Origin of the sequence: Streptomyces sp. NPDC058045 (assembly GCF_042885635.1) — a bacterium.
Lineage (GTDB): Bacteria > Actinomycetota > Actinomycetes > Streptomycetales > Streptomycetaceae > Streptomyces.
In genome coordinates, this window is the sequence record NZ_JBHVRR010000012.1 from 25,246 (window position 1) to 47,274 (window position 22,029).

The 22,029-nt window shown below is 72.7% G+C and carries 21 protein-coding genes; 7 read left to right on the forward strand and 14 right to left on the reverse strand.

The window, feature by feature from the left end; genetic code table 11:
* Positions 1–123: 123 nt before the first annotated feature.
* The 3 genes from ACFVST_RS10290 to ACFVST_RS10300 all read right to left on the reverse strand — a co-directional run bounded on the left by ACFVST_RS10290 (position 124) and on the right by ACFVST_RS10300 (position 1,597).
* On the reverse strand, positions 124–375 hold the full coding sequence (locus tag ACFVST_RS10290; RefSeq protein ID WP_390148819.1) for a hypothetical protein: 252 nt from the start codon (positions 373–375) through the stop codon (positions 124–126).
* Complete coding sequence (locus tag ACFVST_RS10295; protein ID WP_390148821.1) at positions 372–971, reverse strand: sigma factor-like helix-turn-helix DNA-binding protein; 600 nt, start codon at positions 969–971, stop codon at positions 372–374. Before ACFVST_RS10295 ends, ACFVST_RS10290 begins: the two co-directional genes overlap by 4 nt.
* A 116-nt stretch (positions 972–1,087) precedes the next feature.
* Complete coding sequence (locus tag ACFVST_RS10300) at positions 1,088–1,597, reverse strand: MarR family winged helix-turn-helix transcriptional regulator (RefSeq protein WP_390149038.1); 510 nt, start codon at positions 1,595–1,597, stop codon at positions 1,088–1,090.
* A gap of 163 nt (positions 1,598–1,760) precedes the next feature.
* Between ACFVST_RS10300 and ilvA the strand changes: the two genes are divergently transcribed.
* The 3 genes from ilvA to ACFVST_RS10315 all read left to right on the forward strand — a co-directional run bounded on the left by ilvA (position 1,761) and on the right by ACFVST_RS10315 (position 5,073).
* The gene (gene ilvA, locus ACFVST_RS10305) at positions 1,761–2,990 is read left to right on the forward strand and encodes a threonine ammonia-lyase (RefSeq protein ID WP_390148822.1); all 1,230 of its coding nucleotides are present in this window, start codon (positions 1,761–1,763) and stop codon (positions 2,988–2,990) included.
* 191 nt (positions 2,991–3,181) lie between these two features.
* Positions 3,182–4,225: an ATP-binding cassette domain-containing protein gene (locus tag ACFVST_RS10310; RefSeq protein WP_390148824.1), complete on the forward strand. Its 1,044-nt coding sequence runs from the start codon at positions 3,182–3,184 to the stop codon at positions 4,223–4,225.
* Positions 4,222–5,073 carry an ABC transporter permease gene (locus tag ACFVST_RS10315; protein WP_390148825.1) on the forward strand — a complete coding sequence of 284 codons (852 nt, stop codon included), beginning with the start codon at positions 4,222–4,224 and terminating at the stop codon, positions 5,071–5,073. Before ACFVST_RS10310 ends, ACFVST_RS10315 begins: the two co-directional genes overlap by 4 nt.
* A gap of 101 nt (positions 5,074–5,174) precedes the next feature.
* On the opposite strand, the gene greA is transcribed toward ACFVST_RS10315, so the two are convergent.
* Positions 5,175–5,672, reverse strand: a complete 498-nt coding sequence (greA, locus tag ACFVST_RS10320; RefSeq protein WP_390148827.1) for a transcription elongation factor GreA — start codon at positions 5,670–5,672, stop codon at positions 5,175–5,177.
* Positions 5,673–5,883: 211 nt separating this feature from the next.
* On the reverse strand, positions 5,884–6,309 hold the full coding sequence (locus tag ACFVST_RS10325; RefSeq protein ID WP_390148829.1) for a DUF4307 domain-containing protein: 426 nt from the start codon (positions 6,307–6,309) through the stop codon (positions 5,884–5,886).
* Positions 6,310–6,478: 169 nt separating this feature from the next.
* On the opposite strand from ACFVST_RS10325, the gene mca reads away from it, so the two are divergent.
* Positions 6,479–7,360, forward strand: a complete 882-nt coding sequence (gene mca / locus ACFVST_RS10330) for a mycothiol conjugate amidase Mca (RefSeq protein ID WP_390148831.1) — start codon at positions 6,479–6,481, stop codon at positions 7,358–7,360.
* Complete coding sequence (locus ACFVST_RS10335) at positions 7,353–7,610, forward strand: hypothetical protein (RefSeq protein ID WP_390148833.1); 258 nt, start codon at positions 7,353–7,355, stop codon at positions 7,608–7,610. Before mca ends, ACFVST_RS10335 begins: the two co-directional genes overlap by 8 nt.
* A gap of 73 nt (positions 7,611–7,683) precedes the next feature.
* Here ACFVST_RS10335 and ACFVST_RS10340 read toward each other — a convergent pair whose 3' ends face one another.
* From ACFVST_RS10340 to ACFVST_RS10355, 4 genes are all read right to left on the reverse strand, one after another.
* Complete coding sequence (locus ACFVST_RS10340; protein WP_390148835.1) at positions 7,684–10,914, reverse strand: tetratricopeptide repeat protein; 3,231 nt, start codon at positions 10,912–10,914, stop codon at positions 7,684–7,686.
* A 233-nt stretch (positions 10,915–11,147) separates the two neighbouring features.
* Positions 11,148–11,804 carry a response regulator gene (locus tag ACFVST_RS10345; RefSeq protein WP_390148836.1) on the reverse strand — a complete coding sequence of 219 codons (657 nt, stop codon included), beginning with the start codon at positions 11,802–11,804 and terminating at the stop codon, positions 11,148–11,150.
* The gene (locus tag ACFVST_RS10350; RefSeq protein WP_390148838.1) at positions 11,783–12,880 is read right to left on the reverse strand and encodes a hypothetical protein; all 1,098 of its coding nucleotides are present in this window, start codon (positions 12,878–12,880) and stop codon (positions 11,783–11,785) included. Before ACFVST_RS10350 ends, ACFVST_RS10345 begins: the two co-directional genes overlap by 22 nt.
* On the reverse strand, positions 12,873–13,931 hold the full coding sequence (locus ACFVST_RS10355; protein ID WP_390148840.1) for a sensor histidine kinase: 1,059 nt from the start codon (positions 13,929–13,931) through the stop codon (positions 12,873–12,875). The genes ACFVST_RS10350 and ACFVST_RS10355 overlap by 8 nt, the downstream gene beginning before the upstream one ends.
* Before the next feature lie 342 nt (positions 13,932–14,273).
* Here ACFVST_RS10355 and ACFVST_RS10360 point away from each other — a divergent pair, with 342 nt between their 5' ends.
* The gene (locus tag ACFVST_RS10360) at positions 14,274–15,230 is read left to right on the forward strand and encodes a peptidoglycan-binding protein (protein WP_390149039.1); all 957 of its coding nucleotides are present in this window, start codon (positions 14,274–14,276) and stop codon (positions 15,228–15,230) included.
* Between the two features lie 185 nt (positions 15,231–15,415).
* A complete protein-coding gene (locus tag ACFVST_RS10365; RefSeq protein ID WP_390149041.1) occupies positions 15,416–16,300 on the forward strand; it encodes a peptidoglycan-binding protein in 885 nt (294 codons plus the stop codon).
* A gap of 37 nt (positions 16,301–16,337) precedes the next feature.
* Here ACFVST_RS10365 and ACFVST_RS10370 read toward each other — a convergent pair whose 3' ends face one another.
* The 5 genes from ACFVST_RS10370 to ACFVST_RS10390 are packed head-to-tail and all read right to left on the reverse strand — an operon-like array spanning position 16,338 to position 21,774.
* Positions 16,338–17,306 (reverse strand): Gfo/Idh/MocA family protein, encoded by a 969-nt coding sequence (locus tag ACFVST_RS10370; protein WP_390148842.1) that lies wholly within the window; start codon positions 17,304–17,306, stop codon positions 16,338–16,340.
* 11 nt (positions 17,307–17,317) lie between these two features.
* Positions 17,318–18,457 (reverse strand): Ldh family oxidoreductase, encoded by a 1,140-nt coding sequence (locus ACFVST_RS10375; RefSeq protein ID WP_390148844.1) that lies wholly within the window; start codon positions 18,455–18,457, stop codon positions 17,318–17,320.
* Positions 18,454–19,782, reverse strand: a complete 1,329-nt coding sequence (locus ACFVST_RS10380) for a M20/M25/M40 family metallo-hydrolase (RefSeq protein ID WP_390148846.1) — start codon at positions 19,780–19,782, stop codon at positions 18,454–18,456. Before ACFVST_RS10380 ends, ACFVST_RS10375 begins: the two co-directional genes overlap by 4 nt.
* Complete coding sequence (locus ACFVST_RS10385; RefSeq protein ID WP_390148848.1) at positions 19,779–20,645, reverse strand: sugar phosphate isomerase/epimerase family protein; 867 nt, start codon at positions 20,643–20,645, stop codon at positions 19,779–19,781. The genes ACFVST_RS10380 and ACFVST_RS10385 overlap by 4 nt, the downstream gene beginning before the upstream one ends.
* Positions 20,635–21,774 carry a Gfo/Idh/MocA family protein gene (locus ACFVST_RS10390; protein ID WP_390148850.1) on the reverse strand — a complete coding sequence of 380 codons (1,140 nt, stop codon included), beginning with the start codon at positions 21,772–21,774 and terminating at the stop codon, positions 20,635–20,637. The genes ACFVST_RS10385 and ACFVST_RS10390 overlap by 11 nt, the downstream gene beginning before the upstream one ends.
* Between the last annotated feature and the right edge of the window lie 255 nt (positions 21,775–22,029).

The following is a 22,029-nucleotide window of genomic DNA, read 5'->3' on the forward strand; positions in this document are numbered from 1 at the left end:
GATCGACCGGGTCCGGTCGACGTCGGGCTGATCGTTGGTCGAGTTGATCGTTGTGCATGAGTGGCACTCTGCGCTCAACCCGGGTGGAGTCACCATCGGGCGAGGGGTGGATCCCGGGTGGAGTCACCAACCGGTGAGGGGTGGAGTGATCTCCGAAGGCGGCTCCACCCAGGGGCGGGCCACGGCAGCCCAGACCGTGAACGCGACCACCGCCGCGAAGACCAGTGCCCACAGCACCCGCCGGGCCACCGCCCGCCGCCGGGCCAGTCGCCGGCCACGCCGTACCGAGGCCGCGCAGAGACCGGGCGGGAGCGGGGTGTGGCCGCTCTCCAGCAGTTCGCGCACCGCGGCCTCGCGGCGGTCGTAGCGGCTCATGACGGCCTCGGTCCGGCCGGTCCGGCGAGGGCCGAGGGGGCCTCGGCCGGAGGGTGGAGAAGGGTGGAGACGGCCCGGGCGCAGAGGGCCCGCACCCGTTCCGGAGGCAGTCCGAGCAGCGCCGCGGTCTGCTCCTCGGCGACCCCTTCGTACAGGCGCAGGACGAGGATCAGGCGTTCCTGCGGGCCGAGTCGACGGAGTACGCCGCGCGGACCGGGGCGTTCCGGGCGGCGTGGGGACCGCCGCAGGCGGGTCCGGAGGGCCTGCGGCAGATGCGGATGCGGCAGATGTGCGCGCGGTTTCGGGACGGCGGTGGGCCGGGGCGCGCTGCCGTACTGGTGCCAGGCGGTGCGGGCGAAGCGCAGGGCGAGCTGCTGGCGGGTGCAGGCGTACGGGTCCTCGCCGTGCAGCCGGTCCCAGACGGCGTAGGTGTGGGCCAGGGCCGCGGTCAGCAGCCGGCGGGCGCGCGGGTTCTCCTCGGGCGACTCCGCGGTGAGCAGGGTCGCGGCGTGCAGCAGCCGGCTGCCCGCGCCCGCGACGAACGCCTCGAACTCCCGCGCCCGGCGGGCCTCGTGCGCCGTGTGCCGGTGGTGCACGTGCGCCTCCCGCCTGCCAGAGCGCCCGCGGGACCTTCACCGGCCCCGCGTCCCGTCCCCATCTGAGTCCAGCCGGGGGCCGGGGTCAAGGGGCAGGGAGAGGTGCTGCGGAGGTGCTATCCCTCGCCGTTCGCGTCCGGTGTACCGCCGGGGCCCGTGGTGTGCTGGCGGCTGGAGAGGGCGGTGTTGAAGCGGGTGAGCAGGGTGCAGAACTGCTCACGCTCGGACTCGTCCCAGTCCTCGGTGAGTTCGGCCATGAGGGTGCGGCGGGAGGCGCGGACCTGGGTCAGTCTGGCGTGGCCGCGCGGCGACAGCTCCAGGACGACCGCGCGCCCGTCGTCCGGGTGCGAGGTCCGCTTGACCAGCCCGCTGTCGACCAGCGGCGCCACCTGCCGGGTGACGGTGGAGGAGTCGATGCCCATACCGGCGGCGAGTGCCTTGACGCCCATCGGGCCTTCGTGGTCGAGGCGGTTGAGCAGCAGATAGGCGGCGCGGTCCATGGAGTTGCGGTGCTGCCCGGTGCCGCCGAGCCGCGTCTGCTCGGCCCGGCGGGCGAACAACGCCACCTGGTGCTGCATCAGTTCGAGAAGGCCGGTATCGCCGGCTGTCGTCATGTCCATCGACATTTCCGGTGTTGTGGGCATGGCCGGGGGCTCACTTCGTGCGGGACTGGCGGGCTGGGGGACAGAGTACGCGGCCGGGGTGCGACCGGTACCCGTGCGGCGAAAACAGGATGAGGGCACTCCGCTCGGCGCGAGGCGCCCTCGATGAGCTGCGAGACTTGCCGATATGAGCTACGGCAAGGCTGACCCCGCGCGGACCGTGACCCTGGACGATGTGCGGGGCGCGCAGAAGATGCTGTCGGGGGTGTCCCGCGTGACGGCCGTGGAGGGCAGCCGCCATCTGTCCCAACTGGTGGGCGCGCCCGTCCGGTTCAAGTGCGAGAACCTCCAGCGCACCGGTTCGTTCAAGCTGCGCGGCGCCTATGTGCGGATCGCTGGGCTGCTGCCGGAGCAGCGGGCGGCGGGGGTGGTCGCGGCCAGTGCCGGCAACCACGCGCAGGGCGTCGCCCAGGCCTCCGCACTGCTCGGCGTCGCCGCCACGGTCTTCATGCCGGTCGGCGCCCCGCTGCCGAAGGTCGCCGCGACCAGGGAGTACGGGGCGCAGGTGCGGCTGGAGGGGCAGGTGGTGGACGAGACGCTGGCCGCGGCGGAGGAGTACGCCGCCAGGACGGGCGCCGTCTTCATCCACCCCTTCGACCACCCGGACGTCGTGGCGGGGCAGGGCACCGTGGGCCTGGAGATCCTGGAGCAGTGCCCGGAGGTGCGGACCATCGTGGTGGGGGTGGGCGGGGGCGGTCTGGCGGCGGGGATCGCGGTGGCGGTGAAGTCGCTGCGGCCGGATGTGCGGCTGGTGGGGGTGCAGGCGGCGGCCGCGGCGGCCTATCCGCCCTCGCTCGCCGCGGGCCGGCCGGTGACGGTCGAGCCGTGGGCCACCATGGCCGACGGGATCAAGGTGGGGCGTCCCGGCGATGTGCCGTTCGGCCTGCTGGCGGACCGCCTGGACGAGCTGCGCACGGTGACCGAGGACGAGTTGTCGCGGGCGCTGCTGCACTGCCTGGAGCGGGCGAAGCTGGTGGTGGAGCCGGCGGGGGCGAGCCCGGTGGCGGCGCTGCTGAGCGATCCGGAGTCGTTCGAGGGCCCGGTGGTGGCGCTGCTGTCCGGTGGGAACGTGGACCCGCTGCTGCTCCAGCGCATTCTGCGGCACGGAATGTCGGCGGCGGGCCGCTATCTGGCGGTGCGGCTGCGGCTGCTGGACCGGCCGGGCGCGCTGGCCACGCTCCTGGGGGTGTTGTCAGTGGCGGATGCCAATGTGTTGGACGTGAGCCACGTACGGACCGATCCGCGGCTCGGGCTCACGGAGGCGGAGGTGGAGCTGCACCTGGAGACGAAGGGCCCGGAGCACTGCGCCGAGGTGGACCGGGCGCTGCGGAAGGCGGGCTATCGCGTCATCGACTGAGGCCCTGGCGGGTTCGGACCCGCCGGCTCGTACTGGTCGATGCCGGTACGGAAGCCTGTTGAATGACGCGATGTATCGCGTTATGGTGTGGCGGTCGGCGTCGCTCGGGTCTAGGCTCAGCGCGCGCCATACCCGACATATATCCATCTTTCCGCCCTGTCCTGGGCGGTGAGTGAACAGGGGAGGAATCCATGCCAGGCGCCATCTACGCCGAGGGGCTGGTGAAGACCTTCGGTGACGTAAGGGCTCTGGACGGCGTCGATATCGATGTCCCCGAGGGCACCGTGCTGGGCCTTCTCGGGCCCAACGGCGCGGGCAAGACCACCGCCGTCCGCTGTCTCACCACCTTGCTGCGCCCCGACAGCGGCAAGGCGCTCGTGGCCGGTATCGACGTGCTCAGCAGACCCGACGACGTACGGCGCTCCATCGGCCTGTCCGGCCAGTTCGCCGCCGTGGACGAGTACCTCACCGGCCGGGAGAACCTCCGGATGGTCGCCGAGCTGTACCAGATGCGGTCCAAGCAGGCCAAGGCGCGCGCCTCGGAACTGCTGGAGCGCTTCGGTCTCGCCGACGCCGCCGACCGCACCACCAAGACCTACTCCGGCGGGATGCGCCGCCGGCTCGACCTGGCGGCCGCCCTGGTCGTCTCCCCACCGGTGATGTTCATGGACGAGCCGACCACGGGCCTCGACCCCAGGAACCGCCAGGCCCTGTGGGAGGTCATCCAGGAGCTGGTGGCCGGCGGCACCACCCTCCTGCTCACCACCCAGTACCTGGAGGAGGCCGACCGGCTGGCGCACGACATCTGCGTCATCGACCACGGCCAGGTCATCGCCCGCGGCACCTCCGACCAGCTCAAGGCGCGCACCGGCGGGGAGCGCGTCGAGGTGGTGGTCCACGAGCGGGAGCACATCGCCGTCGCCGACGGCATCCTCCGCGGTTTCGGCAAGGGCGAGACCTCGGTGGACGAGCACACCCGCAAGCTGACGGTGCCGGTCACCGGCGGCGCCAAGCTGCTCGCCGAGATCATCCGCGAACTGGACGCCAGAGGTATCGAGATCGACGACATCGGTCTGCGCCGCCCCACCCTCGACGACGTGTTCATCTCCCTCACCGGCCACGCGGCCGAGGTCGAGGCGGAGAACGGGGAGCGGCACGACCAGCAGGAGCAGGACGGCCGGGGCCAGGGCGGCCGCGGCCGGTCGAAGCGCAGCAAGAAGGAGCCGCAGGCATGACCGCCGTCACCGACACCGTGCCCGGCCCGGCCCCGAGAGGCGCGGGTGGCTTCGGCCGGTCCGTGCGCGACTCGCTGGTCGTGGCCCGGCGCAACCTCATCCGTATGACCCGCATCCCCGAAGTCGTCATCTTCGGACTGATCCAGCCGATCATGTTCGTGGTGCTGTTCAGCTATGTCTTCGGCGGCTCGCTGAGCATCGGGGGCTCCACCAACGCCCAGACCTACCGCGAGTTCCTGATGGCGGGCATCTTCGCGCAGACCGTCACCTTCGCCACCGCGGGCGCCAGCGCCGGTATCGCCGACGACATGCAGAAGGGCCTTATCGACCGCTTCCGCTCACTGCCCATGGCACGCGGCGCGGTCCTCACCGGCCGCACCCTGGCCGATCTGGTGCAGACGGCGCTCACGCTGATGGTGCTGGCGGTCGTCGCGGTGCTGGTCGGCTGGCGTACCCACACCGACGCCGGCCAGGTCCTCGCCGCCTTCGCCCTGCTGCTTCTGCTGGGGTACGCGTTCACCTGGATCGGCGCGCTCATCGGGCTCTCGGTGCGCACTCCGGAGGCGGCGACCTCGGGCGGGCTGGTCTGGCTCTTCCCGGTCACCTTCGTCTCCAACGCCTTTGTCCCCACGACCAATATGACGCCCTGGCTGCGGCACATCGCGGAGTGGAATCCGTTCAGCGCCACGGTGCAGGCGGCCCGGAAGCTCTTCGGCAATCCCGGTGTGGTGGACTCCCCGGCCTGGCCCATGCAGCATCCCGTGTGGGCCTCGCTGATCTGGTCGGCGGTGATCGTCGCGGTCTTCCGCACCCTCGCCGTCCGCAAGTACCGCAATGCCACCGGCTGACGGCCGCCCCCGCGGTCCCCGCCCGCTCGCCGGGTCCGGGTACGGGACCGCCCCCGGTCCGTCCGTGCGGAGGGGCCGGGGGCGGGGTGATGCCGTGGCCGTCAGCCGGTGTAGGGCTTGGCGGCCAGGATGCGTACTGAGGCGAACTTGCCGTTCGGCAGCTCGTACTGGGCATCGTCACCGACCTTCTTGCCGTTGACCCCGGTGCCCAGGGGCGACTGCGGGGAGTACGTCTCGATGTCGGCGCTGGCGTACTCGCGGGAGGCCATCAGGAAGGTCAGGGTGTCGTCATCGTCGCCGTCGAAGGCGATGGTCACGACCATGCCCGGCTCGACGATCCCGTCGTCGGCGGGGGGCTCGCCCACCTTGGCCTGCTCCAGCAGCTGGGTGAGCTGGCGCACTCGGAGCTCCTGCTTGCCCTGCTCTTCCTTGGCCGCGTGGTACCCGCCGTTCTCGCGCAGGTCCCCCTCCTCGCGCGCCGCCTCGATCTTCTTGGCGATCTCGACGCGCGCGGGACCAGACAGGTGCTCCAGCTCGGCCTTGAGCTGGTTGTACGCCTCCTGGGTCAGCCAGGTGACGTTCTCGCTGGTCTGGGTCACAGGTGCTCCTCGTAGGTACTGGGAATACAAAGCATCGCCCTACCCAGAAGGATGTTCCTTCTCAGGTGGGCGAAACCACGAGCCTAACAATTCCGGCGGGAAAGGGGGAGGACATAAGCCGTCAGCAAGCAGTCAACGCAGGTCAGGCCCGGTCATCGGGCGGTGCCCGGCAGTGCCGCGAGCGCCCTCGCGGGCCGCGGCGGCGGTCCGCTCAGCCGGCCTGGCAGCCGACCAGCTCGGCGCTGGTGCCGCGGGCCGTGGTGCGCAAGGTCACCACCGTGTCGATCCGGGACCGGTGCTGGCCGAAGCGGAAGTCGGCCCGGCCGACCTCACTGCCGTCCGCGGCCAGTGACCGAAGGGTGCAGTAGCCGCCGGTGCCGGCGTCCTTGTGGACCTCAAGATGTGCCTCGACCGCGGAGTCGGAGACCGCCTTGAACTTGATCACCTCGGCGCTGATCTTCGTCCCGGTGATGTAGCCGTAGCCGAACCACGCCACGGCGCCGATCAGCAGTACGCCCAGGACGGCGCCGATGCGGCGCAGGGTGCGGTCGGTGCGCTGGTCCCGGGTGCGGCCGTACCGGTCGGCGGGGGCGGGTGCGGCCGGGCCGCTGGTGTCGCCGGCGCGCACCGCAGTCATGATCGTCCTCCCGGGCGGGGTGAGGGACGGCAGTCCCGGAATTATTCCTCCCCCGATTCGGTCACTATAGAAGCCGCCGGAACGCCGCCCGGCACCGGAGTCCCCGCCGGGTGCGGGGCGCGACACCGATGACACCGATGGCATCGACGACATCACCGAGGATCGAGTCTTGACTGAGCAGCTACGACTGATGGCCGTCCACGCCCACCCCGACGACGAGTCGAGCAAGGGTGCGGCGACGATGGCGAAGTATGTGTCCGAGGGGGTGGACGTGCTGGTCGTGACCTGCACGGGCGGCGAGCGCGGCTCCATCCTCAACCCGAAACTCAAGGGCGACGCCGCCATCGAGGAGAACATCCACGAGGTGCGCCGCAAGGAGATGGACGAGGCCCGCGCCATCCTCGGCGTGCGGCAGAAGTGGCTGGGCTTTGTGGACTCCGGGCTGCCGGAGGGCAATCCGCTGCCGCCACTGCCCGAGGGCTGCTTCGCGCTGGAGGACCTCGACAAGGCCGCCGGCCGTCTGGTCCGCTCCATCCGCGCCTTCCGCCCGCAGGTCATCACGACCTACGACGAGAACGGCGGCTACCCGCACCCCGACCACATCATGACCCACAAGATCACCATGGTGGCCTTCGAGGGCGCCGCGGACGCGGAGAAGTACCCCGAGGCCGAGTACGGGCCGGTCTTCCAGCCGTTGAAGCTCTACTACAACCAGGGCTTCAACCGGCCCCGGACGGAGGCGCTGCACGAGGCGCTGCTGGCCCGCGGTGTGGAGTCGCCGTACGGGGAGTGGCTGAAGCGGTGGGACCAGTTCGAGCGGGTGGAGCGGACGCTGACCACGCATGTGCCGTGCGCGGACTTCTTCGAGACGCGGGACCGGGCGCTGATCGCGCACGCCACCCAGATCGACCCCGAGGGCGGCTGGTTCCGGGTGCCGATGGAGATCCAGAAGGAGGTCTGGCCCACCGAGGAGTACGAGTTGGCGAAGTCCCTGGTGGATTCCGCTCTCCCCGAGGACGACCTCTTCGCGGGCATCCGCGACAATGCCTGATATGAGCGCAAGCCTGAGCCTGGCAATGACGCATCTCGCCCCCCTCGCCAAGGAGGTGGACGAGAACAAGGTCACCCCCGGCGTCCTCGGATTCATCGTCTTCGCGGTGATGGCGCTGGGTGTGTGGGGGTTGATGAAGTCGATGAACCGCCATATGGGCAAGGTCGACTTCAAGGAGGCCCCCGAGGAGCCCGAGGCCGCCGAAGGGCAGAAGGACGAGAGCCAGAAGCCGGCCTCCGCCAAGGGCTGACCTCCGCCGGGAAACTGATCGCCGGGAACTGACCGCCGAGAGCTGACCGCCGCCGGGAGCACCCGGTTGCCGGTCAGGCTCCCTCCGGCACCGGCACGCCCATGATGTCCCGGGCGTGCCGGCTCGGCACCATCCCCAGGTGCCAGGCCTGCCAGCCGGTGTCCAGGTCTACACCGCGCTCCAGCATCAGCAGGTAGGCCTGCCCGTAGTCGTCCAGCTTGGGATCGCGGGACGGGTGCGGTTCGGCGAGCAGTTGGGCCAGCTCCTCCCGGGCGACCGCGGTGCCGATCTCCACCCCGCCGGGCGAGGCGTACGGGAGCAGGGTGCAGCGCAGGAAGCGGGCCCAGTCGCCGCCGCGCCGGTCGCCGTAGGAGGCGAAGAGGGCGGCCGCCTCGTCGCACAGGGCGAGTGCCTGGCCGGTGCGGACGTTGCCGGCGTCGACCACGGCCAGCTCCAGACAGGTCCAGGCCTCGCCGTGGGCCACGCCGATCCGCTGGAAGTCGGCGCGGGCGTCCACCAGCAACTGCCGGGCGAAACCGCTGTTGCGCAGCGAACCGGTCTGCGCGGCGCGCTGGTCCCGGGTGGCGCGCGCCGAGTGGTGCCGGGCGCAGGCCAGCCCGTACACGTCGCGGATGCGGGAGAACAGGCTGCGGGCGCGCTCCAGTTCGCGTACCGCCTGGCTCAGGTCGCCGGACTCCTCCAGGGACTGGCCCAGGTAGTAGCCGGTCCAGGCCTCACCGCGGGCGTCCTCGTTCTCCCGGTGCCGGGCCGCCGCCTGCCGCAGTGCGTCGGCGGCCCCCGCGGCCTCCCCGTCGAGCAGCATGGCGCGCGCCAGTTGGGTCATCGCCCAGGCCTCGCCGCGCGGGTCCCGGGTGCGGCCGTACAGCTCCAGGGCCTCGCGCAACTCGTGTTCCGCGCCCGGCACATCACCGCGGCGCAGCAGGGTCTGCCCCAACTGGTAGTGGGTCCAGGCCTCGCCGTGCACCGACTCGCCCGCCCGGTGCAACTCCAGTGCGGAACGCAGTAGTTGAAGCGCCTCGGCGAGCCGGGCCCGGTCCCGTTCCACCGCGGCCAGGGCGTGCTGGGTCCAGGCGCGGTCCGCGGCCAGCTCCGGTGCCGCCTGGAGTTCCAGGGCCTCCCGCAGTTTGGCGGCGGCGCCGTTCAGATCGCCCTGGTGGTGCAGGGTGATGCCGAGCGAGGTGAGGGCGCGGGCGGCACCCGCGTCATGGTGCGCCTCGAAGTACAGGTCGACCACGGACGCCAGGGTGGCCTGCGCCTTGTCCAGCTCGCCGAGCTGCCGCGCCGCGATCCCGGTACGCCACTGCACGCTGCGCACCAGCAGCCCCTGGTCCACGGCCTGGGTCAGCTCGTTGATCTCGCCGAGCCGGTACAGGTCGCCGCGGAGCAGGCAGTAGTCGCAGAGGGCGCCCAGCAGGTTCAGTACGGCGGCCTGGTCGACGCCCTCCGCGTGCCGCAGGGCCGCGGTGATGAAGCTCGACTCGTCGTCCAGCCAGCGCAGCGCCGCGTCGAGGGAGGTGAAGCCGTGCGGGCCGACCTGCCCGGCGTGGAAGGCGCTGTCGGCGCGGGTCGAGGTCTTGCCGTCGACGAGGCGGATCACCGAGTCGGCCAGCTCCGCGTAGTTGACGATGAGCCGCTCCTGGGCCGCGGTGCGCTCCGCGGGTTCCTCCTCGTCCAGCAGCCGGGCCTGGGCGAAGGACCGCACCGCGTCGTGCAGTTTGTAGCGAGTGCCGCGGACCGGGGTGACCAGGCCGGCCCCGGCCAGCGCGGTCAACTCCCGTGCGGCCGCGGCCTCGTCGGTGCCCAGCAGGGCCGCCGCGGCCGCCACCCCCAGCGAGGCGCGCCCCGCGAGCGCCAGCCGCCGCAGCAGCCGCCGCCCCGGTTCGGGCAGGTCGGAGTACCGCAGCCGCAGCACCCGCTCCGTCGGCTCCAGCGGTCCCAACGCGTCGAGATCCGCGGCGAGTTGGAGCGGGGTGCGGGTGCCGAGGGCGGAACCGGCGATGCGCAGCGCCAGCGGCAGCCCGCCGCACAGCTCCCGGACGCGGTCCGCGGCCTGCGCGTCGTACGGCCCGGCGTCGTCCTCCGCGGACTGGCGCAGGACCTCCTCGGCGGCCGCCTCGTCCAGTGCGGCGACCGGCAGCCGGTGCACCCAGGCCGGCAGGTCGGCGGGCAGGTCCAGCGGTCCGCGGGCGGTCACCAGGACCAGGCTGTCGGAGCGTTCGGGCACCAGGATCCGTACCTGCTCCGGGTCGCTGGCGTCGTCCAGCAGCACCGTCACCGCGAGGCCGGTCAGATGCCGGTGGTACAGCTCGGCGAGCCGCCGCACCTGCTGGTCCTGCTGTTCGCGGGCGGCCTGCTCGCGGAAGAGCAACTGCTCGCGGGGCGCGCCGAGCCGGTTCAGCAGATGCAGCAGGGCGTCCCGGGTGGACAGCGGCGGCGCGTCCGGGCTGTCCCCGCGCAGGTCCACCACGCACGCCCCGCGGAACTGGTCCCGCAGTTCGGCCGCCGCCCGCAGCGCCAGGGTGGTGCGTCCGGAGCCGGGCGGCCCGTGCAGCACCACCACGGTGGGCCGGGTCTCGGTGCTGGCGCGGGCCGCCCGCACCCACTGCGCGATCCGCCCCAGATCCGCCCGCCGCCCCGCGAACGGACCCTCGGGCGCGGGCAGTTGGCCGAAGGACCGCTCCAGTACGGAGCGCCGCTTGGCCGCCGCGCTCTTGTCCGTACGGCGCAGCCGGGGTGCGGGTTTCCTGGCGCTGCCGGAGTTCGCGGCCAGCATCCGCTGCTGGTCCAGGAAGGGGCGGATACCGCGCACTTCAAGTGCGGTCAGCCACTGGAGCCGCAGTTGTTCGGGTCCGCCGGGCTGGCCCAGGGCGCCCGCGTGGCGGCTCGCGGCCGGCAGATGGGCCGCGGTCGTCTTCGCCACCACGGCCGCCGCGCCCGCCACCACGACCGCGGCGCCCACTCCGACGGCCGCCCCGCCGCCGGTGCCCAGCGCCAGATCGAGCACACAGGCCGCCGCCCCGCCCGCGCCCGCCGCCACCAGCGCCGTACCCGGCCGCTCCCGGGCCAGCCGCTGCCCGAAGGTGAGCTGCCCGGCGGCCGCTTCGTCCAGGGAGCGCGCATACGCCGCGTACTCCTGGGCGGCCGCCTCGCCCATCCGGTCCAGTTCGGCGCGGGCCCGGCTCAGCAGCACCCCGCCGTCGAGTCGCCCGCCGGAGCGCCGTACTTCCTCCTCGACGGCGCGCCCCAACAGCCCCTCAGCCTCGGCCCGATGAGCCTCACGCATGTGATGTCCCCCTCCAGAGCCCGCAGTTGACACGACAAGTGTGCTGTGTACACCGCTCGGGCGCGAGGGGCCACCGTCCCAGCGGAGGCGAGGTGCCACCGACAGCGCCAACAGGCGCCCGCGTACGGACAGTTCACGATGAAGCGAACGCGGTCACCGCTCAGGAAGCGGCAGCCCGGAGGCAGAAGCGGACATCCCCGCCGGGCGGCCCGGCGAAGTACCGGGGCCGCCCGTCACAGCTCGTCGATCTGGACCAGGCCGTCCTGGATGGCGCGGGCCAGCAGGGCGGCCTTGGTGGGAGCCTCCCGGCCGCTCATCGCGTACTTGATCCGGATGTGTTCGAGATGGGTGTTGACGGTGCGCGGTGAGATGCCCAGCCGCTGGCCCACGAAGTCCTTGGACTCGGACTGGAACCACTCGATCAGTACCTCGGTCTCGCGCGCCGACAGCGTCGGGCGGCCGGTCGAGCGGTCACCGGCCAGCGCGCCCGCCAGCGACGGCGGGGTGTACGCACGGCCGGCGGCGGCGGTGACCGTGGCCTCCAGCAGGTGTTCGGCGCCCTCGGCCTTGGTCAGATAGCTCAGCGCCCCCAACTCCAGGCACTGCAGGGCGATCTCGTCGTCCGCGCGCATCGAGTAGACCACCACCCGCCGCCCCGCCTCGGCCAGCCGGCGCAGCTCGGTCATGGCCGGTGCGGGCCCGCCCAGATGCAGATCGAGGATCACCACATCGGCGGTGGCGCCCGCCCCGGTCCACGCGACCTGGACGTCGTCACCCGAGGCGACGACCCGGATCGACGGGCTGCCGCCGGTCAGCCAACTGGCCACCCCGGCCCGTACCGCGGGATGGTCGTCCACGATGACCGCGCTCAGCTCTGTTTCCCCCGCCATCTGGCCTCCAGCCGCAGGTAATCCCCGTAGACGCCGTACTCGACCCCGACCCGGCCGGTGGCGGCGGTGACCACGTCGGTCGAAGCGTCGGCCAGCACCGCTATACGTACCTCAGCGTCGGTACGCAGCACGCTCACCCTGGCATGACTCCGCGCCGCCGACAATGCCGCCACCACCGGTCCGGTCAGCTCATGGCGGACCTGCGAGGGCACCGGTACCGCCGCGCCGCTGATGGCGAACGACACGTCCACGCCCCGCCGCTCGGCCTCGTCCACACAGGCGGTGACCTCGTGCACCAGCGGGTCGGGCACCTCGTCGTTCTCGGCGAACAGCCGCCGCAACTGGGTCGCGGCCAGTGCGCACCGCCGCCGGGTGTCGCCGTCCCGCGGATCGAGCTCGCCGTCCGCCAGCCCCGCGAGCAGCGGCAGGGTGGAGCCCAACTGCCCTGCCACAGCGCTGCGTTGGCCTTCCTCCCACTGCTGCGCCAGCAGTACCCGGGTGATCAGCCGGTCCCGTTCCTCCGCGGCCTCGTCGGCCTCCTGGGTCTGCCGGCGCAGCACCCGGGTGATCACGATGACCGCCAGTTGGACATTGACCGCGCTGAACGCGACCGCGCCCGCCGCCCCCAGCGCCGCACGGTCCGGCACACCCGCCGACAGGAACAGCCCGAGGCTCGCCACCAGATGCACGGCCAGCACCGTCACCAGGACGCGCACCCGGTCCAGCAGCAGCACCAGCAGATGCCACCCCACCAGCCCGAACGACCAGTCCGGCGCCTGGAACCGGTGCTCCGGGGCGAGCGCCGCCGTCGCGCAGAACGCCGCCGCCAGCACCACCGCCGTACCCGCCGCCACCAGGACCCCCGGCAGTGGCCGCCGCCGCAGCACCCATCCGCCGCAGACCGCGGTCACACAGGCCAGCGCGGTGAACGCGGCCACGGCGAGCCACCGGTTGCGGTACTCCTCCACCAGCAGCGGAGGCAGACTCAGGCCGAACTGCAGCAGACCGGCCGCGCAGACCAGCACGATCCGCATCGTCGCGTAGACATGGTCACCCGCCGCACGCCGCTCACTCACCGGGCCACACCAGCCTCACCGTGGTTCCGGCGCCCGGACGCGAGGTGACCGCGGCGCTGCCGCCGACCGCCGCCATCCGCTCCACCACCGAGCCCCGGATCCCGCGACGCGACCGCGCCACCTCCTCCGGACGGAACCCGGCCCCGCGGTCCGCCACCACGACCACCACCCGGTCGTCCGCACCCTGCACACTCAGGACGGCACGGTCCACCCCGGCATGGCGCTCCACGTTCGCCAGGGCCTCCCGCACCGCACGGACGAAGGCCAGCGCCACCGAGGCCGGGACCAGCGAGGTGTCCTGTGCGCGGATGTCGACGGAGAGCCCGCCGCGGGTGACCACGGCGCGCAGCGAGGCCGACAGCTCCACCGGGCTGTCCTCCGCGGTCGCCCCGCCCGCCGCCCCCGTGAGCACCGCCAGATCGCGCCGGGCGTACTCGGCGACCTGCTCCGGGTCCATGTCCTCCCCCTGCACCGTCACCAGCAGGAAGGTGGACGCCGCGGTGTCGTGCAGCAGCGCCAGATACTCGCGCTCCTGCCGCTTCCGCGCCAGCGACACCGCCTCCGCACGGGCCAGCGCCGACCGCCGTTCCCGCAACTCGTCCACCCGGCGGCCCGAGCGGCGCAGCAGTACGAAGCCCAGGCGCGCCAGCAGGCACTCCATGACCAGGCGCGGCACCAGGACCCCGGCGACCCCGGTGCCCACCACGGCCAGTTCGACGCCGAGCAGCCCGGCCGCCACGGGGACGGCGACCGCCGGGGGCCACTCCCACTGGAGGGTGATCGCCGTGGTGGTCAGCATGTTCAGCGCCCACAGGTTCAGCGACTCACCGGTCCACTCCTGGGCCGCGCACACCGCCGCCACCCGCAGGACCGCGAACACCAGCGGGAGTGCCGCGCCCCGCCCGGTGAGCCCCGCCCAGCAGTCCACCGCGGCCCCCGCCAGCACCAGCCCGAACAGCGTGCACCCGAGCGGCAGCGCCCCACCGGGCACCGCGAGCAGGCCGAAGGCACTGATGACGACCAGCGCGACCCCCCGCACCGGAGCGGCCAACCGCCGTGCGGACGTCAGAAATCGAGCCTCGACACTGCGCTGAGGCGGGGGCAAGCCGTGCGGTGGGGGCGACGGCATGTCGTACCGGCTTCCTGGGGGCGGGACGATGACGACGCGGGGACTATACCGAAGCCGTATGACAAGCTCCCCGCGTCGAGCCCGAGTTGCTTGATCCACCGCGCGATACGCCGCCGGAGGGCGCCCGAACCGCCGTACAGGAGTGGGCAGAAGGGACGCGGCGGATATGTCGTTCCCGTACGTCGGTCGAACGTCCGATGCCCCGCGGAACCGCTGATTGCTATTTTCGGCGCTCAATGTTCCTAGGTTCTGGGAGTCGGGTTGATATCAGGAACAAGACGCAAACGTGTATGGGCCGTGATAGCCACGGTGTGCGCGACCCTGTTGGTCTCACTCGGTCTTGTGCAGTCGGCCACCGCCGCTCCGGGCTGGCCTGCTCTCAGCAGGGGTTCGGGTGGGGCGGACGTGGCAGCGGCGCAGTACCTGCTGCGTAGCCACGGCTACGACATAGCGGCCGACAGCGACTTCGGTCCGGCGACCGAGAACGCGGTGAGCGCCTTCCAGCAGTCCAAGGGCTATGGCGTCGACGGCATGATCGGCGGCGAGACCTGGCCCGGCCTGATCGTCACGGTCAGCCAGGGCGACAGCGGCGACGCGGTCGCGGCGGCGCAGTCCGCGCTGAACAAGTTCGGCTACGGCCTCGCCGTGGACGGCGAGTTCGGCTCGGGCACCGCCTCGGCGGTCACCTCGTTCCAGAGTGACAAGGGTCTGTCGGCGGACGGCATCGTCGGCCCCGACACCTGGCAGAACCTCCTCGGCCAGGGCGGTGGCGGCGGCGGTGGCGGCGGAGACGGCAGTTACTCGCTGCCCATCCCGCGCGACGCCCTGTCCCGCGACTACTACGACTCACCGCACCACGACTACCCGGCGCTCGACCTTCCGGTGGGCACCGGAACCCCGATCTACGCGGTGCACTCCGGTGTGGCGAGCCAGATCGACAACGACCGCTGCGGTATCGGCTACGAGGTGGACGGCGACGACGGCGCCATCTACTACTTCTGCCACATGTCCGAGCACGGCGTGGGCTCCGGTGAGCGGGTCGACGCGGGCACCCAGCTCGGTCTGTCGGGCAACACCGGCAACTCCACCGGCCCGCATGTGCATGTGGAGATCGAGGCGGGCGGCGCCAACCGCTGCCCGCAGCCCATGATGCTGGCCATCTACGACGGCAGCACCCCGCCCGCACCGGGCGACCTGCCGACCGGCGGCTGCATCGAATAGCGCACGGTCAGGGGCCCCGGTCGGCAGGTCTCGACGACCCGCCTGCCGGGGCCCCGGCATGACTCCCCCCGTCCCACGCCCAACTCACCCCACAGGAGCCCGGGTTGAACGCGAGAACGCTGAACCCCAGAATGCTCGACACCGGACCGCAGAAGACCAGACCGGCCACCTTCCGCGTATGGGCCATGGTCGCCACGGTGTGCACGGCCCTGCTGATCTCACTGGGCCTCGTACAGTCCGCCACCGCCGCCCCGGCCTGGCCCGGGCTCAGTAACGGCTCGACCGGCGCCAACGTCGCCACCGCCCAGTACCTGCTGCGCGGCCACGGCTACGACATATCCGTCGACAGCGACTTCGGCCCCGCCACCGAGAACACCGTCGTCGCCTTCCAGCAGTCCAAGGGCTACGGCGCCGACGGCGTCATCGGCGCCGAGACCTGGCCGGGCCTGATCTCCACGGTCCGCGAGGGCGACTCCGGCGACGCGGTCCGCGCCGCCCAGACCGCGCTGAACAAGTTCGGCTACGGCCTCGCCGTGGACGGCGAGTTCGGCTCGGGCACCGCCTCCGCGGTCACCTCGTTCCAGGGCGACAAGGGCCTGTCGGTGGACGGCGTCATCGGCCCCGACACCTGGCAGAACCTCCTCGGTCAGGGCGGCGGCGACAGCGGCGGCGGTTGCAGCGTGCCGAGCAACCCCGACGACGAGGTGCTCAAGGTCGTCTACCAGACCGGCCGCGACCTCGGCGTCAGCGACCGTGTGATGCTCGCCGGCTTCGAAGCGGGCATCGTCGAGTCCAACATGAACAACCTGGACTGCGGCGACCGCGACTCCCTCGGCGTCTTCCAGCAGCGCCCCTCCCAGGGCTGGGGCACCCCCGAGCAGATCATGAACGTGTCCTACGCCTCGAACGCGTTCTTCACCCCCGCCATCAGGGTCGCCGACGACAACCCCGACCTGTCCGCCGGCCAGGTCGCCCAGACCGTCCAGGTCTCGGCCTACCCCGACCGCTACGACGAGGCAGAGGGCACCGCCCTCGCCCTCATCGAACGCGCCAAGCAACTCCTGGGCTGACCAAGGTAGTTCAGCTAATCCCGAGGTCCCGGCCCAGTCAGGGCCGGGGCCTCGGGGCGTTGCGGCGCCTGGCCGCGATCGCGGGGGACATCCGGTAGACGGCGTCCACCAGTTCCAGCATCGCCAGCCCGGGCCGGGTGACGTCGGCCCCGGTGTGCACCGTGGTGGTGAAGTCGGTCAGGACGCCGACGTACTCGTGCTTCAGGGAGCTTTTGAACTCGGGGTGGCCGGTGAGGAGGTCGGCTCGGTGGGTGGTGCCGTTCTTGAGGTGGAGGGTGATGTCCTTGGCTTCGCCGTGCGGGTAGGACCAGTCCAGTTCGACGGTGGCGGGGACTCCGTGCGCGGAGCGCAGCCGTACCGTGGCCTGGCGGTCGACGCCTGTGGTGTCGTGGGTCAACTGGGCGGATTCCACGGTGAGTTCACCGAGGAAGAGGCGGGCCAGGTCGAAGGCGTTGGGGCCGTTGTCGGCGACGCAACCGCCGCCGCAGCGCTCGGGGTCGAGGTACCAGCGGTCCCGGCCGACGTGTTCCTCGATCCGCTCCAGATAGCGCACCGTCAGGTGTTCCACGGCCGCGTCCTTGGACAGACCGGCGCGCAGGGCGAGGACGTTGCCGTTGTAGCGGCGGTGGAAGGCGGTGAAGAGCACCGTGCCGCGGTCGAGGGCGAGTCGGGTGAGGGCGCGGCCCTCGGCGAGGTCCAGGGTCAGCGGTTTCTCCACACAGACCGCGACGCCCGCCTCCAGGGCGTCCCGGCACACCGCCTGGTGCGCGTCGTTGGGCACGTTGACCACGATCGCGTCGAGGTCCGCCTCGGCCAGCAGCCGGCCGTGGTCGCGGTAGCAGGGGAGGCCGGCGGCGCGGTGCGGGAGGAGCGCTTCCTCGCGCAGATCGCAGACGGCGACGAGGTCGGCGTCGGCCGAGCCGGGGAAGGCGTCGAGGTAGAAGCGGGAGATCACCCCGAGTCCCACCATGCCGATCCGCAGGGGTTTCCTCTCCTTGTCCGTCATGGCGGGTCCCGTCAGTCGGCGAGTGCGGCGGGGGCGGGGAGGCCGAGGTCCGCGGCCACCTGCTGCAATTCCGTGAACAGGGCGGCGGGGAGCGGGACTCCGGACTTCCCGTACTCGGCGGCGCGTTCGGCCTCGTACCAGCCGGGGTAGCGCACCGGGTGGTCCTGGTGGAGTGTGGGGGAGCCGGTGAGGGCGTCGAAGAGGGCGGTCGCCTGCGTCTGGAACTCGTCCTCGCGGCGCAGTCGGGCCGGGGCGATCACCAGGGCGGTGAAGCCGATGTCGTCGTCCCGTCCGCTGGGGCTGCCGCTGCCGGACCAGGCCGCGGGGTCCGGGCCGAGTCCGGCGCCCGGCAGCAGCGCGCCCAGGGCCTCCACCAGCAGGCCGAGCCCGTAGCCCTTGAACGCCCCGGTCTCGGGGTCGCCGCCGAGCCACTTGAGGTAGCCGTCGCCGCGGTCGAGGGCGCGCGGGTCGGTGACGGGCCGGCCCTCGGCGTCCTCCAGCCAGCCGGGCGGGATGTCCGTCCCGGCCCTGGCGGCGGCGCGTACCCGGCCGGTCGGTACCACGGTGGTGCTCATGTCGAGGACGAAGGGCGCCCGGGGACCGGCGGGGGCGGCGAAGGCCAGCGGGTTGGTGCCGAGCAGCGCGGACCGGCCGCCGGGGGGCCGGATGATGCGCTGCTGCCCGCAGTTGGACACCAGCAGGCAGATCATGCCGCGGTCGGCGGCCCGCCGGGCGTGCACGCCCGCACAGCCCAGATGGGTGGCCCCGCGTACCGTCACCAGGCCGACGCCGTACTCCAGGGCCCGCTCGGCCGCCAGGTCCACCGTTTCGCTCGCCGCCCACAGGCCGAGTGCCCGGTGGGAGTCGAGCAGGACGGCGGCGCCCCGGTCGGCGAGGACTTCGGGTTCGGCGGCCGGGTCGCAGCGGCCGTCCGCGAAGAGCTTCAGATAGAGGCGGGTGAGGTTGGTCAGGCCGTGCGAGGTGACGCCGGTCAGGTCGCCGTGGACCAGGGCGCGCGCCGCGGTGCCGGCCCGGTTCCGCGGCACCCCGTGGTGCCGGAAGACGGCGGCGGTGAAGTCCAGCAGCGCGCCGACGGCGACCCGCCGGGTGGCGGTGCCGGGCGTGGCGGGCGTGGTGCTCGTCGTGGTCATCGTTCAGTTCCCTGGTCCGGCCGGTGGTGTGCGAAGGCGGTGAGTAGGCGGGTGACCGCGGCGGAGTAGCGGTCGAGTTCCGCCAGCTCGGCGAACTCCCCTTCCGCGTGGGCCTGGTTGGCACCGAGGTCGCCGGGGCCGAAGACCACGGTCGAGGTGCCGGGGACCTGGGCGAGCCAGATGGCGTCGCAGGTGAAGGCGGGCTGATCGGCGGGCCAGGGGTCGAGCCCGGCGCGGTCGAGCAGCAGTTCCTCGGCCCAGGTGTCCCGGCCGCCGAGGGCGGGCAGTCCGCGTTTCAGCCACTCCAGTGTGGTGAGCCGGTCGGCGTCCCGGGCGGTGGCGGCGAACAGCGGCTGGTCGGCGAAGTGGGAGCGGAACCCGGCCAGCCCGGTGCGCACCGCCTCGGTGAGCGCCCGTTCCATGGCCTGCCCGCTCGCCCGGGAGCCGTAGGACAGATTGAGCAGCAACTGCCCTGTGCCGTAGACCTTGTTGTGCAGTTCACCGGTGTGCAGCCCGGCGATGCAGACCTGGCCGTCGACGGCGTGCGGCGGCAGGGCGAGGGCGAGGTGCTGGGCGAGATGGCCGAGCAGGACGGTCGCGTTGTGCCCGGCGCCGGGCGCGTCGTCGATACCGTCGCGGCCCGACACGCGCAGCCGGGCGGTCATGGCGGCGGTCGCCCGGGGCAGTACCCGGCAACCGGTCGGCTCGCAGAAGACGTTGAGGCGGCCGAGGTACCCCTGCCCGACGAGGACCCGGGTGCCGAACACGCCCATCGCGCCGCCCTCTTCACCGGCGACGAGCTGGATGAGCACCCCGGTCCCGGTGCCCAGTCCCGGCACGCTCTCCAGTGCGGCGCGCAGACCGGCGAGCAGGGCGACGGCGGGCCCCTTGGCGTCGATGGCGCCGCGGCCGTGGAAGCGGCGACCGTCGAAGGAGACGGCGCCGCCGCCCGCGACGGTGTCCAGATGGACGTTGAACATCACGGTGGCCGCCCGCGGCAGGGTGTCCGGTCCCAGCCGCAGCACCATGTTCGGCTGGCAGTCGAGGAAGCCGGGCACGGTACGCACCGCCTCCCGCACCACCAGCGGCACCTCGTCCCCGGTCAGCGCCTCCGGTCCCGCGGGCGCGTGGTGGACGACCCGGAAGCCCAGCTCCGCCGCCGCCTCGGCGTAGGCACGCTGCGCCTCCCACAGCTCCACCGGCTCCCGGCCGCCGGTCTCCAGGGGGCCCGCGGTGCTCAACGCGAGTAGCCGCAGCAGCAGTTCACGATCCGCCTCGCCGAGCGCGGCGGACCCGGTGGCGGTCGATTCGCGCGTACGGCTCATGTCGCCGCCCCGTTAACGGCGGTGTCCAGCGCGCCGACCAGCTCCTCCAGCCGCCGCCCGTACGCCACGAACTGCTCCACGTAGTCCCCGGACGGGTCGGCCCAGCCCTCGTGCGGGCGGATGTCGAGGTGCGGCTCGATGGAGACGGTGCCGCGGTAGCCCCGCTCCAGCAGATACCGCAGGCAGTCCGCGACCCGGCAGTCCCCCTCGCCGGGCAGCGAGTAGCGCTGCTCCTCGGAGTCTCCCGTGCCGTCCTTGATGTGCACATGGGCCACATACGGGGCGATGCGCGGGAGCAGGTCGTGGGCCCGGTAGCCGTGGGCGATGCCGTTGCCCACGTCGAGGAGCAGGCGCAGCGCGGGGCCGCCGGCCTCGACCAGGCGCACCATGCGCGCCGGGTCGCTCGCGGCCCAGCCCGCGCAGTTCTCGTGCACCAGGACCAGCCCGGCCCGCTCGGCACGGCGCGCCAGCCGCTCCACCCGGCCCAACACCTCCCGCTCCCAACTCTCCTCGGACAGACCGGAGTTGGGGTACGACATGATCCGTACCAGGCGGGTGCCCAGGGTGGCGCAGCGCTCGGCGAGGCGGTCGAGTTCGGCGAGGTCGTCCTCGAAGGGGTCGCGGACGGTGCCGGCCCAGTTGCCGATCCGGGAGTCGACGCAGCAGACCCCGAGCCCGGCGGCGGCGAGCCGGTCCGCGACGGCGGCGAAGGCGGCCTCGTCCAGGTCAGCGAGGGCGGTGCCGTCGACCGAGCGCAGCTCCACACTGTCCCAGCCGAGCCGGGTGACCGCCGCGATCTGACGGTCGATACCGGGCGCGGCCTCGTCGCCGATACCGCTGAGACGGATGCGGTCAGCCCTCATCGGCGGCTCCGTTCGCTGGTGCGGCGGCGGCCCCGGTCAGCGGGGGAGCGCCCTCGTCCGCAGGCGGTACGGCGGCCAACAGCCGTGCGTCCTGAAGGAGTTGGACCACCCGCCGGGCGATCGCGTAGTCGTCGTAGACCGGGGTGCCGTCGGAGACCGGGGTGCCGTCCGCCGCGAAGTCCCGGTAGACCTGCTCGACATACCGGGTGAGCGCGTCGTCGAAGAGGAGCCGGGGCGCGGCGGGCGCGGCCTCCTCGCTCCTCCGCAGGGTCAGGCTGGCGTGGTGGTCGACCTCGCTGATCGGGTAGTGCCCGACGGCCTCACCGGCGTCGAAGCGGAGCCCGATACGGCGTTCCCGGATCGGCGAGGTGAGGTCGGAGTGGAACTCGCTGGTCATGCCGCCCTGGTGACGGAGCGTCAGGCTGGCCGTGCCCATACGGGGGACGACGCGGTCCCCGACCCGCATATCGGTGACGCTCGCGGCCAACACCCGTGCGTCCCCGGCGAGTTGGAGGGCGACCCCGATCGAGTGCGGCAGTTCCACGTCGAGGGCGGTGCCGTGGTCGTGCGAGCGCAGGGTGCGCGACCAGCGGGGCTTGGACTGGGTGAAGGACAGCGAGCGCAGCGCCCCGAGGCCGCCCCGGCGCACCTGCGCGGTCAGCTCCTGGGTGAGCGCGCTCGCCAGCCACGGCGACACCACCCGCAGCCGCAGCCCCCGCACCCGGGCGAGGGTGTCGATCGCGTCGAGCCCGGCCACCCCCACCGTCATCGGCTTCTCCACGACGAACCGCGTGTAGCCGAGGTCGGCCAGCGCACGCAGCATCTCGAAGCGGCCGAAGGGCGGGGTGCACAGATGGACGACGGTGTCCGCCGGGTCCGCCAGGGCGGCGGCGTGCTCCAGCGACCGTGCCGCGCGCAGGCCCTCGGCGCGGGCCCGGGCCGAGATGTCCCGCACATCCCAGACCACGGGCCGCTCGGGCGCCCACAGACCGGCCGTTTCGGGCCGCTCACGCAGTCTGCGCAGCACTTGCCAGTGCAGCCCGAGGCCGGCTCGGCCGCCGCCGACGATGAACGTGTTCAGCATGGCGCTCTTTCGCTCCGGGGGAGAGCCGGCGGGTGGGGCGGTCATCGGCGTGCTCCTGTGCTCGGCGGGACGACCGGTCCCGCGAAGCGGCTGCCCTGCCCGGGACCGACGGCGCCCAGAAGATCACGTCCACCCCGGTCACAGCGGCGCCTGACATGTCGCGGCGCCCCAACTCCTCCGGTTGGGTGAGCAGTTGACCGCCCCGCACCCGGAGCCCAGCGACGCCGCACGAATTCTTTTCGCACGCATTTCGCACGTATATCGGAGCACCGCGCACGGCCGAACGGAATCCGCACCACC

Excerpts from the sequence above, each read along its gene's own strand:
- ACFVST_RS10335 (WP_390148833.1), top strand. The coding sequence starts at position 7,353 with ATGCCTGATATGAGCGCAAGCCTGAGCCTGGCAATGACGCATCTCGCC.
- ACFVST_RS10325 (WP_390148829.1), bottom strand. The coding sequence starts at position 6,309 with ATGACTGCGGTGCGCGCCGGCGACACCAGCGGCCCGGCCGCACCCGCC.
- ACFVST_RS10310 (WP_390148824.1), top strand. The coding sequence starts at position 3,182 with ATGCCAGGCGCCATCTACGCCGAGGGGCTGGTGAAGACCTTCGGTGAC.
- ACFVST_RS10365 (WP_390149041.1), top strand. The coding sequence starts at position 15,416 with ATGGTCGCCACGGTGTGCACGGCCCTGCTGATCTCACTGGGCCTCGTA.
- ACFVST_RS10390 (WP_390148850.1), bottom strand. The coding sequence starts at position 21,774 with ATGACCGCCCCACCCGCCGGCTCTCCCCCGGAGCGAAAGAGCGCCATG.
- ACFVST_RS10290 (WP_390148819.1), bottom strand. The coding sequence starts at position 375 with ATGAGCCGCTACGACCGCCGCGAGGCCGCGGTGCGCGAACTGCTGGAG.
- ACFVST_RS10375 (WP_390148844.1), bottom strand. The coding sequence starts at position 18,457 with ATGACCACGACGAGCACCACGCCCGCCACGCCCGGCACCGCCACCCGG.
- ACFVST_RS10340 (WP_390148835.1), bottom strand. The coding sequence starts at position 10,914 with ATGCGTGAGGCTCATCGGGCCGAGGCTGAGGGGCTGTTGGGGCGCGCC.
- ACFVST_RS10300 (WP_390149038.1), bottom strand. The coding sequence starts at position 1,597 with ATGTCGATGGACATGACGACAGCCGGCGATACCGGCCTTCTCGAACTG.
- ACFVST_RS10345 (WP_390148836.1), bottom strand. The coding sequence starts at position 11,804 with ATGGCGGGGGAAACAGAGCTGAGCGCGGTCATCGTGGACGACCATCCC.
- ACFVST_RS10385 (WP_390148848.1), bottom strand. The coding sequence starts at position 20,645 with ATGAGGGCTGACCGCATCCGTCTCAGCGGTATCGGCGACGAGGCCGCG.
- ACFVST_RS10315 (WP_390148825.1), top strand. The coding sequence starts at position 4,222 with ATGACCGCCGTCACCGACACCGTGCCCGGCCCGGCCCCGAGAGGCGCG.
- ACFVST_RS10370 (WP_390148842.1), bottom strand. The coding sequence starts at position 17,306 with ATGACGGACAAGGAGAGGAAACCCCTGCGGATCGGCATGGTGGGACTC.
- ilvA (WP_390148822.1), top strand. The coding sequence starts at position 1,761 with ATGAGCTACGGCAAGGCTGACCCCGCGCGGACCGTGACCCTGGACGAT.
- ACFVST_RS10380 (WP_390148846.1), bottom strand. The coding sequence starts at position 19,782 with ATGAGCCGTACGCGCGAATCGACCGCCACCGGGTCCGCCGCGCTCGGC.